The 11,042-nt window shown below is 46.2% G+C and carries 16 protein-coding genes and 1 tRNA gene; 14 read left to right on the forward strand and 3 right to left on the reverse strand.

Annotation, left to right across the window (positions count from 1 at the left end):
- Positions 1 to 150: 150 nt before the first annotated feature.
- Positions 151 to 669, reverse strand: coding sequence for a pentapeptide repeat-containing protein (locus tag JGK20_RS32165; RefSeq protein ID WP_293187135.1), 519 nt, complete (start codon positions 667 to 669; stop codon positions 151 to 153).
- On the opposite strand from JGK20_RS32165, the gene JGK20_RS32170 reads away from it, so the two are divergent.
- Positions 658 to 954: a hypothetical protein gene (locus JGK20_RS32170; RefSeq protein ID WP_293233521.1), complete on the forward strand. Its 297-nt coding sequence runs from the start codon at positions 658 to 660 to the stop codon at positions 952 to 954. The two genes, JGK20_RS32165 and JGK20_RS32170, sit on opposite strands and share 12 nt — an antisense overlap.
- 144 nt (positions 955 to 1,098) lie before the next feature.
- Here JGK20_RS32170 and JGK20_RS32175 read toward each other — a convergent pair.
- Positions 1,099 to 1,183, reverse strand: a tRNA-Ser gene (locus JGK20_RS32175).
- A gap of 34 nt (positions 1,184 to 1,217) precedes the next feature.
- A complete protein-coding gene (locus JGK20_RS32180) occupies positions 1,218 to 2,135 on the reverse strand; it encodes a TIGR04168 family protein (protein WP_293233525.1) in 918 nt (305 codons plus the stop codon).
- 214 nt (positions 2,136 to 2,349) lie between these two features.
- On the opposite strand from JGK20_RS32180, the gene nadA reads away from it, so the two are divergent.
- From nadA to JGK20_RS32235, 13 genes are all read left to right on the forward strand, one after another.
- The gene (nadA, locus tag JGK20_RS32185; protein ID WP_293187137.1) at positions 2,350 to 3,318 is read left to right on the forward strand and encodes a quinolinate synthase NadA; all 969 of its coding nucleotides are present in this window, start codon (positions 2,350 to 2,352) and stop codon (positions 3,316 to 3,318) included.
- Positions 3,319 to 3,524: 206 nt separating this feature from the next.
- Positions 3,525 to 4,142, forward strand: a complete 618-nt coding sequence (locus JGK20_RS32190; RefSeq protein ID WP_293208950.1) for a TIGR04282 family arsenosugar biosynthesis glycosyltransferase — start codon at positions 3,525 to 3,527, stop codon at positions 4,140 to 4,142.
- 217 nt (positions 4,143 to 4,359) lie between these two features.
- Complete coding sequence (locus tag JGK20_RS32195; RefSeq protein WP_293187132.1) at positions 4,360 to 4,503, forward strand: hypothetical protein; 144 nt, start codon at positions 4,360 to 4,362, stop codon at positions 4,501 to 4,503.
- 166 nt (positions 4,504 to 4,669) lie between these two features.
- Positions 4,670 to 5,386: a TIGR04283 family arsenosugar biosynthesis glycosyltransferase gene (locus JGK20_RS32200; protein WP_293233523.1), complete on the forward strand. Its 717-nt coding sequence runs from the start codon at positions 4,670 to 4,672 to the stop codon at positions 5,384 to 5,386.
- 114 nt (positions 5,387 to 5,500) lie between these two features.
- Positions 5,501 to 6,010 (forward strand): photosystem I reaction center protein subunit XI, encoded by a 510-nt coding sequence (locus tag JGK20_RS32205; RefSeq protein ID WP_293148482.1) that lies wholly within the window; start codon positions 5,501 to 5,503, stop codon positions 6,008 to 6,010.
- Positions 6,011 to 6,067: 57 nt separating this feature from the next.
- Positions 6,068 to 6,184, forward strand: a complete 117-nt coding sequence (locus JGK20_RS32210) for a photosystem I reaction center subunit VIII (RefSeq protein ID WP_293148481.1) — start codon at positions 6,068 to 6,070, stop codon at positions 6,182 to 6,184.
- A 152-nt stretch (positions 6,185 to 6,336) separates the two neighbouring features.
- Positions 6,337 to 6,693 carry a helix-turn-helix domain-containing protein gene (locus JGK20_RS32215; protein WP_293201336.1) on the forward strand — a complete coding sequence of 119 codons (357 nt, stop codon included), beginning with the start codon at positions 6,337 to 6,339 and terminating at the stop codon, positions 6,691 to 6,693.
- A 58-nt stretch (positions 6,694 to 6,751) separates the two neighbouring features.
- Positions 6,752 to 6,979 (forward strand): transposase, encoded by a 228-nt coding sequence (locus JGK20_RS34720; protein ID WP_363319285.1) that lies wholly within the window; start codon positions 6,752 to 6,754, stop codon positions 6,977 to 6,979.
- A gap of 205 nt (positions 6,980 to 7,184) precedes the next feature.
- Positions 7,185 to 7,481 carry a zinc ribbon domain-containing protein gene (locus tag JGK20_RS34725; protein WP_363319284.1) on the forward strand — a complete coding sequence of 99 codons (297 nt, stop codon included), beginning with the start codon at positions 7,185 to 7,187 and terminating at the stop codon, positions 7,479 to 7,481.
- Positions 7,482 to 7,776: 295 nt separating this feature from the next.
- Positions 7,777 to 8,482, forward strand: a protein-coding gene (locus tag JGK20_RS32220; RefSeq protein ID WP_293189586.1) for an IS1 family transposase whose coding sequence is annotated in 2 segments (ribosomal slippage) — positions 7,777 to 8,355 and positions 8,357 to 8,482 — 705 coding nt in all. Because the reading frame shifts where the segments join, the coding sequence is not laid out codon by codon here.
- Between the two features lie 163 nt (positions 8,483 to 8,645).
- Positions 8,646 to 9,200: a hypothetical protein gene (locus JGK20_RS32225; protein WP_293187128.1), complete on the forward strand. Its 555-nt coding sequence runs from the start codon at positions 8,646 to 8,648 to the stop codon at positions 9,198 to 9,200.
- Between the two features lie 136 nt (positions 9,201 to 9,336).
- Positions 9,337 to 10,224 (forward strand): hypothetical protein, encoded by an 888-nt coding sequence (locus JGK20_RS32230; protein ID WP_293187127.1) that lies wholly within the window; start codon positions 9,337 to 9,339, stop codon positions 10,222 to 10,224.
- 123 nt (positions 10,225 to 10,347) lie between these two features.
- Entirely contained in the window at positions 10,348 to 10,920 is a 573-nt protein-coding gene (locus JGK20_RS32235) for a DUF2996 domain-containing protein (RefSeq protein ID WP_293187126.1), read from the forward strand.
- The last annotated feature ends 122 nt before the right edge of the window (positions 10,921 to 11,042 follow it).

Consider the following 11,042-nt stretch of genomic DNA (forward strand, 5'->3'; position numbering starts at 1 on the left):
ATCTGGGGTAGGGAAACGGCATCTTGAGTCTCCTCGCTTGTCATTCCGGTGCAACCGGAATTGATATTATTTCTTAGTCCGCGCAGGCGGACTTCGTATGTGTAGAAGCGATTTCAATCGCCGAGGGTTCAAGGAGATAACTGGAGATAATTAAGGATGAATGTTGCCATCGGGCATTTTAGTTTCCTGCATTGTAGCATTCTCGAAATCCGCGCATCCCGGAAGATTGAAACGCATTGTGGTTCCTCGGTCTGTTGATTTCATGTTAAAACCAACTACTGCATTTTCTGGGTTATTCTTTTCGGGTACGGCACTAACTTTAAAATCCATATTTGCTGCTTGACCATTAGTATCAAGATTGAAACTTATGCCGCTACATCCCAAATCAGAACCTGTCAGGTTGGCTTTATTCAAGTTGGCATTTTTTAAGTTAGCATTCGCCAGTTTTGCTCCTGATAAGTTAGCACCTTCTAGGTTGGCTCCCTGCAAGTTAAATCCTTGTAAGTCCATTCCCTTCAAGTTGACATTGCTGAGATTGCATTCGGGACACTGTTTGGTCTCCAGCAGTTGCTTGACTTGGTTTTGCTGGTTAAAATCAGGTATATATTTGGTTGCAGCCAATAAAAGGGCGATCGACAATCCAGCAGTAATTATATTTTGGATTTTCATAAAAATTCTGAAAAGCCACTGTGGCTTTCTATCTCGGTTAATTATTCATACAGCAGTGCGATCGACATCTCCAGAATTTCCACAAAAAAATTGCCACCATTTCAGACAAGCACGGAGGCGCAGTTAAATCCCGCCGGACTGATAAATCCCGCCTTCTCTCCCTCACCAGTGCTGCTTTGGGTTTCGGACTCGCCCCGTCCGGCTGCTTCACTTCGCTTTGGGCAGCCCACCAACAAACAAATTTTGCCGACTCCTACGCGGATGCTGGAATGTTCGGCAATCTGACCCCCGCCAGCGAAGATCCCTACGGCGATCCGGCGGATGAGGAAACCGCTTAAATCGAGTAAGTTGGCTAGAAAAATTACATGGTAAGCAAAATCACCCCCGCAGGGGTGATTTTTTGCCAGTTCTTTTCGTAGTTGTCAAAAACGGAGAGGGTGGGATTTGAACCCACGGAACCTTTCAGTTCACCTGATTTCAAGTCAGGCGCATTCGACCACTCTGCCACCTCTCCAGGCGCATAGATTTTATCATACCAGCAATTGCCGCTAACTACAAGCAGTAGCAGATTCAGTCTGCCGGTAAAGAATTTGTTCTCTTTGCACCGCGAAATCTTCCCCTACCCAGACTAAAGACATTTCCGACACTGTTCCTTTTTCCAGCAGGACGATCGAGAAATTCCGCAATTTCGAGCACTCTCTCTCCACAATAATTCGCGGTACGCTGGCCGCATTCAAATACACCGTACCCTTCGCACTCACCACTGACTTCCGCAACTCGTGCTTAGTATGTCGCAGTTGATGGTGCATATGACCAAAAGTTACCAGCGGTACGTGCTTTCCGGCGCTGCGAGTTCGATCGATCGCCTCAGCAAAATCCGGGTCGCCCCAATCCCCTCCCAGCGGCTTCCAATCACGCCCGCAGGGGTCTTCAGCAGCCTCTCCCAGCCCCGTCGGCCCCGTGTGACCAAGAAAAATCACATTTTCGCAGTCCGCATCTGCCGCCGCCCCTGCAATTAGCCTCGCCGACTCCTCAAAACTTTCTACGCCAAACCACTCCGAATAAAAATCGTTGTACTTCCACTCCGAACCTCCCCAAGTAAACGGGCGGCTTCCCACCACCGTTATGTCCAATTCGGGAAAATCCCGTTTCCCGTAACCGACGTGGGCTTCTCCCATTAAATCTAACTGCTGTTTTACCCGATTCTCAACGGCGCGATCGTACGGACACTGACTGCGGCCCCACTCCGTCGCCGTGTACCAAGCGTCGTGGTTCCCAAACACTGCTGCTTTCGGAATGTCCAAAGATGCGATCGCCCGCACCACCTCCACCGACTCGTTCCCAAAATCCCCCACAAACAGCGCCAAATCAACGCCAAGATGCTTCAGGGCCTCGCCGTCTTCCGCTTCCCAGCGATCGTGAACGTCCCCCACCACCGCAATTTTGATAGATTTAGTCTGATTCATTTGATTTGTCATGCGCGATCGATCCCTAGCCCCTTCTTCTTCAGCATAAGAAACAGCGACCAATTTTTGCACTCTCCCCCAGCCAATTTTAGATTTTAGATTTTAGATTTTAGATTATTTCAACCCAACCACCCGCTTACCACCGTTTTTGGTGAATTCAACTATAATTCAAAATATTAAGTCCAGCCGCCACCTTCCCCGGAATATTTTAACTGTGTTTACCACCGCACCTGCTCAAAACTTGACCCAAACCAGACTGCCCGACGACTTGTTTGCAGCAATTAACGCCCTCAAACAAGAGTTGAACGCCGTCATTCTCGCCCACTACTACCAAGACTCCGACATTCAAGACATCGCAGACTTCATTGGCGACTCCCTCGAACTTGCCCGCAAAGCCGCCAACACCAACGCCGATGTCATAGTTTTTGCCGGAGTTCATTTCATGGCAGAAACCGCAAAAATCCTCAATCCCCACAAATTAGTATTGCTACCAGACTTAAATGCTGGGTGTTCCCTCGCCGACAGTTGCCCGCCCGAAGCCTTTGCAGCTTTCAAAGCCGATCGCCCAGACCATTTAGTTATTTCCTACATTAACTGTACCGCCCAAATCAAGGCAATGAGCGACATAATTTGCACCAGCTCCAACGCCGTCAAAATTGTCAACCAAATTCCCGAAAATCAGCCGATAATTTTTGGGCCCGATCGCAATCTCGGCCGTTACGTCATCGAACAAAGCGGCAGACACATGGAACTCTGGCAAGGAGCCTGCATCGTCCACGAAAACTTTTCAGAAAAAAAGATAGTTCAACTCAAAATCGAAAATCCCGAAGCCGAAATCATCGCCCATCCAGAATGCGAACCTCCGGTACTTCGCCACGCCAATTATATCGGTTCAACCACCGCTTTGCTCAAATATTCTCAATCCAGTGCCAGCCAAGCTTTTATTGTCGCAACTGAACCGGGAATCATTCACCAAATGCAAAAGCAAACACCGCACAAACACTTCATCCCCGCTCCTCCTAACAATAATACCTGTGCTTGCAACGAATGCCCGCACATGAGATTAAATACTTTGGAAAAATTGTATCTAGCTATGAAAAATCAAACCCCCGAAATTACTATGTCTCAAGAACTGCAACGAGCAGCCTTGCAACCTATCCAGCGAATGCTAGAAATGAGCTAACGGTTGACAGTTGACAGTTGACAGTTGACAGTTGACAGTGTTTTAGGATGGGTTGAATCCAGGGATTAAATTAGTAATCGCGGACGCGAAAAAATCGGTTTCTCCGAAAAATTATTGTGGACGCAGGCGGCGCAGAAACCGGGTTTTTAGCCCCCCCTGCGTCCGGGACTGCATTAGGTCATTTCTTTAAAAATTATGAATAATCTATGATTTCCGAAAAACTGATTGTTTTCACCCGCTATCCCGAAGCGGGCAAAGCCAAAACTCGACTAATTCCTGTGCTGGGAAAAACAGGTGCTGCCAACCTGCACCGATTGATGGCACAAAAGGCGATCGCCCGCGCCCTCTCTCTTCAAAACTCCCGCCGATTATCAGTGGAAATTCACCACACAAGCGGTAGCCAACAACAGATGCAAGACTGGTTGGGAACAGATATTATTTATCAAAATCAAATAGACGGCGATTTGGGGGCAAAAATGACAGCAGCGTTTCAAAAATCTTTTAATTCAGGGGTTGACAAAGCTGCAATTATAGGAACTGATTGTCCCGATCTGAAAGCAGAAATCATGGCACAAGCTTTTGACAAACTGAGCCAGCACGATTTAGTTTTGGGCCCGGCAACAGACGGCGGTTATTATCTAATCGGGCTGCGCCGATCGATACCGGAATTGTTCAGCGGAATTAAGTGGGGAACCAGTGAGGTATTTTCTTCTACGCAGGCGATCGCCCAAAATCTTGACCTCAATATTGCTTATCTTCCCACTCTTGCAGACATAGATTTGCCGGAGGATTTGCTGCGTTTAGATATTAGTATTTTGAAATAAATAAACTATATTTAACTTCTCTGATTCATTAAAAATTGTCATCTATAAATCATAAAAAATACTTGATTGTGAAACCACAACGTCATACTATAGTAAATGTATTTGTCTAACCAAATGCAGCGGTTAGACAGCGCTTGCGACAATAGTCGCAAGCGCGAGAAAAAGCCAAAAATTAGCAAATAAATTAGTAAATAATCAAACTAGGGACAGTTTTTGATTGTCAATCTTAGAATCAGGGTTTCAAGGCGATCGAGAACGAGGGCAACGCTTGCCAGACACAGGAATTACCTGCGGGAAATCAAGGGTTTCAGACGAGGAACTCAAAAGGCAAGTTCGCGATCGCACTTTGCGACAAGAGTGAAACCCGGTTTCTTCGTATATTTATCGTGACCAGAGAGTAAAATTCGTAGAAACCCGGTTTCTATCCGCCCCATGTGTCAGCCATCAAACTGTCGCTACCTGTTGAAATAACAGATAAGCTTTGTACAAAACCCGCCCTCTCTCTCTCCAGCGGTGATCGATTCTCTATGCCGCCCGAAAATCTCAATCTCAAAATTTCCATTATCATTCCCGTCTTAAACGAAGCAGCTACAATTGCCTCAGTCATTTCCACCGCCCAAAATGCCAAAAATGTTGAGATTATCGTCGCCGATGGCGGCAGCAACGACGGTACCGCAGAAATAGCAACATCTTTGGGCGTCCGAGTTGTCTCCAGTAGCCAAGGCCGCGCCACTCAAATGAATGCAGGTGCGGCCTTGGCTACTGGAGATATTCTGCTGTTTCTCCACGCAGACACTCTTTTGCCTCCCGGCTACGACTCTGGCGCACGCCTTGCACTAGCCAAACCCCAAACAGTCGCCGGGGCCTTTGAACTCAAGATTGATGCCCGCACGCTCTGTCTGCTGCTCGTAGAAATAGGAGTAAACTGCCGATCGCACTTTCTGCAAATGCCCTACGGCGATCAAGCCATTTTTCTTTATTCAGCTATCTTTGACCAAATCGGCGGTTTTCCTGACTTGCCCCTCATGGAAGACTTTGAATTTGTACGCCGGTTGAAAAAACAAGGCTGCATCCAAATCGTACCCGAGCCCGTGTTGACATCCGCCCGCCGCTGGCAGCAGCTTGGGGTACTCAAAACCACCGCCATCAATCAAATAGTAATTATTGCTTATTTTTTCGGAGTGTCGCCCGATCGACTCGCTTTCTGGTATAGGAGACAAAAGAAAAATTCTTCCCAAAACTAAAGAATAGTGAACTTTTCTAAAGCTAGCTGCCAATTATGCAAATAGGAAACACGTCCCTGCGTAAAATATGACTTGAACGCCTCAATTTTTACGCACAGCGAGGAAAAAGAGAATATGGCCGATCCCAGAGATGCAGAGCTTATTAAACCCTTTAACGGCGACCCCTTCACGGGTCATCTCGCAACTCCCATCAGTGCTTCTGATTTCACACAAGCATTCATTGGGAATTTGCCCGCCTACCGCAAAGGACTCTCACCCCTAGTTCGAGGTTTAGAAATCGGTTTGGCACACGGTTATTTCCTTGTCGGCCCCCAAATCGTCTTAGGCCCACTGCGGGATTATCCAGAAGCAGCTAATCTCGGCGGATTAATTACAGCCCTCGTCTTAGTTCTGCTCGGCACAACAGGTATGTCTGCCTACGGTTTAGTCTCTTTCAAAAATGACAATAGCAGCTACCCGAGCGCCAATCCCATGACTCCCGAAGCCCTGAAAACCGGCGAAGGCTGGAGCCAGCTCACTGCTGGTTTCTTCATTGGCGGAATGAGCGGCGTCTTTGCTGCCTACTTCTTACTCGAAAACTTTAACGGCATCGATGCCATTTTCCGGGGTTTAGTCAACAATTAGACTCCACTCCCAAATATCCCTGTTGCCACACACTAACTTTAGTTTGGAGATTTTGATATGACAGGTTCCTACGCTGCTTCTTTCTTGCCTTGGATTTTGATTCCGGTTGTTTGCTGGCTGATGCCGGTTGTGGTAATGGGTTTGTTGTTTATTCACATTGAAAGCGACGCCTGAGCTACTACCTAGCTAGCGATTAAATAGACAAGGTGGTACACTTGTAGACAAATCTACGATGTACCATTTTGTTCAAACCCTGCGCGATTCCCAAAAAACCTTGGATTGTCAGTAAAGACACTCGCTTGCGCTGGGATGTTTCGGGAACAGTCATGAGCAAACACGCTGGAATAGTGAGGTTTACTTATAACTGGGGATTGGCTACTTGGAGCAACCTTGATCAAGATGGATTGAAGCCTAATAAATACCTACTCAAGAAATTCTTTAACAATCATGTAAAGCCTGAGTTTACATGGATTAAAGAAGCGGGAATTTGCCAGAAGATAACTCAATATGCTTTCGACAATCTTGGGGATTCCTTCTCCTTATTTTTCTCAAAAAAAGGTGGATATCCCAAATTCAAGAAGAAGGGGCATCATGATTCTTTCACGATAGATGCAGGTGGCAAACCAATTCCGGTAGGTGGTACGTCCATAAAGTTGCCGACCATCGGCTGGGTAAAAACCTAGGGCGGATTGCCTCACACCACCGTGCCGTGTCAATCACTATTTCACGTACCGCCGACAGTTGGTTTATCGCTTTTGCTTACGAACAGAAGAGCCAACTATAAAGCAACACGATGTTGTGGGTGTTGACTTGGGAGTTAAAGAGTTGGCAACCCTTTCGACCGGTGTTGTTTTGCCTAACCCAAAGCATTACAAAACGCATCTCAGTAAGTTGCGTAGGCTGTCAAAGGAGTTATCCCGAAAAAAACAAGAGGCTCTAGAAATAGATTTAAGGCGAAACAAAAACTAGCGAAGCATCATGCTAAGGAATGAAAATTTAATAACCTAGACGACTATCCCCCCCTTAGCCCTTACTGGAAAAGAAATGGGGAAGCAAAGTTGCTTAAATTATTCAATTTTCATTCCTAAGGTAGCGAATCTCAGAAAAAATACTCTCCATCAAATCACTACTTACTTATGCAAAAACCACGCAAAGATAGTAGTAGAGAATTTGAATGTTTCTGGGTTACTGTCTAATCACAAGCGAGCTTCGAGTTATCGCTGATTGTGGATTCTATGAATTCAAACGTCAACTAGAGTATAAATCTCAAAAGTTTGGCTGTGAAGTAATCATTGCTGACCGCTGGTTTCCTTCGAGTAAGACTTGTTCAAACTGCGGACATATTCAAGATATGCCGCTGAAAGAAAGGACTTACAACTATGGAAGTTGCGGTCATTCGATGGACAGGGATTTGAACGCAGCGATTAATTTATCGCGCTTGGCTAGAGCGTCAAAGCTTACCGAGGGATAGCCGCTCCCATGCCCCCGATGAAGTAAGAAGCAAATGTCTAGACTTGTCTAGGATTTGTATAGCAGCTTTACCCACAAAGCAAGACCTAAGTTGGAAGGCCGAAGCAACACGATTGACGGACAATTCCTCTGAAACCTCTAGATAAATCTCGGGAAAATCAGCGAAAATTGTTTTGAGATTGCTGGCCATCAAAAAACTTAGTTTTTTTACCTCATCCCCAGAATTGATCTGTGGAGCAATCTTTCTTTCTTCTTCCGGCGTTGCTGAGTTATAGTATGAATAGGAGGAATAATTTATGCAATGTCCAGAATGTAAATCAACCCATATCCGTAAAAACGGCAAGAAAAAAGGAAAACAAAACCACATTTGTGTGCAATGCGGTCGTCAATTCATCAATGAGTATGAGCCCCAACGAGGTTATAGCGAAGACATCAAACGTGATTGCCTAAAAATGTATGTCAATGGTATGGGTTTACGGGCGATAGAACGAGTTAAGGGAGTTCATCATACCACGGTAATGAATTGGGTAAAACAAGTCGGGAAACTGTTACCAGATGTTTATGACCCTGAAGTCATTCCAGAAGTTGGTGAGCTTGATGAATTACAAACTTATGTAAAAAAAAAGACAGACAAGATCTGGCTGTGGACAGCGGTTGACCACTTTAAACCAGGGATTTTAGGATGGGTATTAGGGGATCATAGCGCTAAGACATTTGAACCATTATGGGACAAAGTAAGTGAATGGAAATGCTACTTTTATGTAACTGATGGATGGTCTGTATATCCCAGGTTTATTCCTGATGGAGATCAGATTGTTAGTAAGACTTATATGACACGAGTCGAAGGGGAAAATACAAGGCTAAGACATTCCGCCAGCTAGGCTACATCGCAAAACTCTTTGTTATTCTAAATGTGAGGAAATGCTCAAGCATTCTATTAAGTTATTAATACATTACTTAAAATTTGATGATATTCCCATTCCTGGGGCATTCATATCTTGATTCAGCAACGCCCTTCTTCCTTCAAAACTCGCAATTGCAAAAAATCCTCTGCCTGCGGGCAGAGGATTTTTTCGCAAAGGACACAAATCACTCGCTCGGGGAAGACAAATTGGTAAATTGTGAGCCACAATTGTTATGGAAACCTACTAATGAGGAGAGAGCGATGCAATTTCCCCCCGCACGCCGAATCTTAGCTCCATTTCTGATCTCGGTACTGCTGCTCGTGACTTCCTGCGGTCAGAATCAGCCCCCCTCCCGCTGGGACAAAGCCCAGCAGGAAAGCACCCAAAAATCGACTAAAGCCAAGCAGACAAATGCTGACAAATCCACTGCTAGTAATCAAAACCTGCCCAAGAAGGCAGTTGCAGGCGGTAAGTTAAATAAATACTTCCCGTCTGCTGGCGGCGGATTCGATCGCGTTTTCGCTCAAGAAAAATCCGGTTTTGCTGAAGCTAAACTGAACAAAGGCGGTAAAAATGTCGCGGTGCTTTCGATTAACGACATCGCCGGCAACCCCAGCGCCGGAGCCAAATTCCAGCAAAGCACCAAGCAAATTAGCGGCTATCCCGCTGTCAGTCAGGGCGCTAACATCACTGCTGTTTTAGTGGCAAATCGCTATCAAGTCAAAGTTCAATCCCGCGATCCCTCTTTTACCGCTAGCGAGCGCGAAGCTTGGCTGTCAAAATTTAACCTGAGCGGCCTTGCTAGTGTGAAATAGCAGTGTCTCAGATCGAACTTCTCGCCCGACTCTAGCTCTGGCGCTATCAAAACTATGTCTGCCAAAATCAGACTGTGAAGTTCTTGCCATCTACCAAAAGTAATACCTTTGATTTCTGTTCAACAAGGAGTTTTTTGTGAGCAAAACAGTCTTTGAATTAGTCGATCAACTGCCTAAAGACAACATGACTGTCAAAGCCCTGCGAGCGCTTGACTTTGTTGTTCCAGGCGAGTGGAACAATTTAGTTGGCTTTGAAAATACCATTCGTACGGTAACAGGCGAAACTGACGAAGATATGATCCAGCAAATTGGCGATCGGGCCATCACCCTCTACAACGATAAATCGGAAGGCTACCAACGCGCTCTCTGGCTTTACCAAACGATCGACAGTGCCTCTAGCGCCCTCGGTACAGCAGCCCTAGCTAACAAAGTCGCCCAAAATGTGCCGTTTTTGTCCGTGCTGGGAAATCTCACCCCCAAGCCTGAAAAAGCTCAGACGATCGACCTTTCTCTAAAATTAGTCACAGAGTTACTCGCTTTTTGCCAAATTAACGGCATTCCTGGCGACAGCATCGGCGATTTTGCCGGGGCTTTGGGCGACTACGGCGGTGAATCCCTGATGCGGATGGCTGCTTTGGTTTGTTTTGATGGTTTGATTCCCCTGGGCCCAGACTTTATCATGGCTACTCAGTCTTGGATTCAAAAGCTCTCCCCTAGCGATTTGCAAGACAATCCGGCGTTTAAGTCGATCGGCGGTATGATTCCTGGTGGTAATCCCGCAGGCCAACTCGGATTTATCGGCGAAAGCTTTAACTCGGTTTCCGGCTGGATGGGCTCGTTTGTGAGCGATCGAGGTTTGACTCCCCAAAACGTTATGGGGCACTTGCAGAGTTTTGTCGAAATTTCTGCCGACAAGGTGGACTACGTGGGCGCTTTCCTCGACATGACTACCAACTACTACGAACACACGGGCGTTCAAACTCTCGCCCACCGTTTGATTGAACGAGCTGTCGCTGAGATTTAGAATAAGCATAGTCCTCAGTCATTAGTCAGTAGTCATCGGTTAGTAGTTATTGGTTATTAGTTATTGGTTATTAGAAACAACAACTAAAACTAACAACTCATCACTTTTTAAAAGGAAGCACCAATGGCAGAAGAACCGAAAAATCCAGCAGCAGGCGAAGCCGAAACAGAGGCCCTTTCTGCTGAAAACGCTCCGAGTTCCGACACTCCGGAAACCAGCGACATCCCCAGCGCTGACAAGCCTGCGCCCGCTGCTAAAAAAGCGGCCGCCAAGCCAGACGGTGACAAGCCCCCAGCTAAAGCTAAAAAGGAAAAAGCACCTGCTGTTGAAGACAAGCCCTTTGCGGAATTTATTCAACAAGATTATTTGCCCGCCTTGCAAACTGCTTTGACCAAGCAGGGCGTTAAGGATTTAGATGTGAGTTTGACCAAGCAAAAACTCCCCGTTGCTGGCATGAGTTCCGCCGGAGATTGCTGGCAAGTAATTGGTAAATTTCAAGAAGGTCAGCGCCAATTTAACTTGTATTTTCCTCAAGAAGATATTCAAAGTCAAAGAGCATTTTCCTGCGCTGAAAATAACACCAAAACCAGCACTTTAGAGCCTTTTTTGATAGACGAGCGCAAGATTACCCTAGACCTCATGGTCTTTGGTGTCGTCCAGCGGCTTAATGCTCAAAAATGGCTGAATCTTAATTAGTTATCGTGCAGTGCGAGCGTCCCGCTCGCGAGTCTTAAGATAGCTCGCGAGTCTTAAGATAGCTCGCGAGTCTTAAGATAGCTCGCGAGTCTTAAGATAGCTCGCGAGTCTTAAGATAGCTC

Source organism: Microcoleus sp. PH2017_05_CCC_O_A, assembly GCF_020738785.1.
Taxonomy (GTDB): domain Bacteria; phylum Cyanobacteriota; class Cyanobacteriia; order Cyanobacteriales; family Microcoleaceae; genus Microcoleus.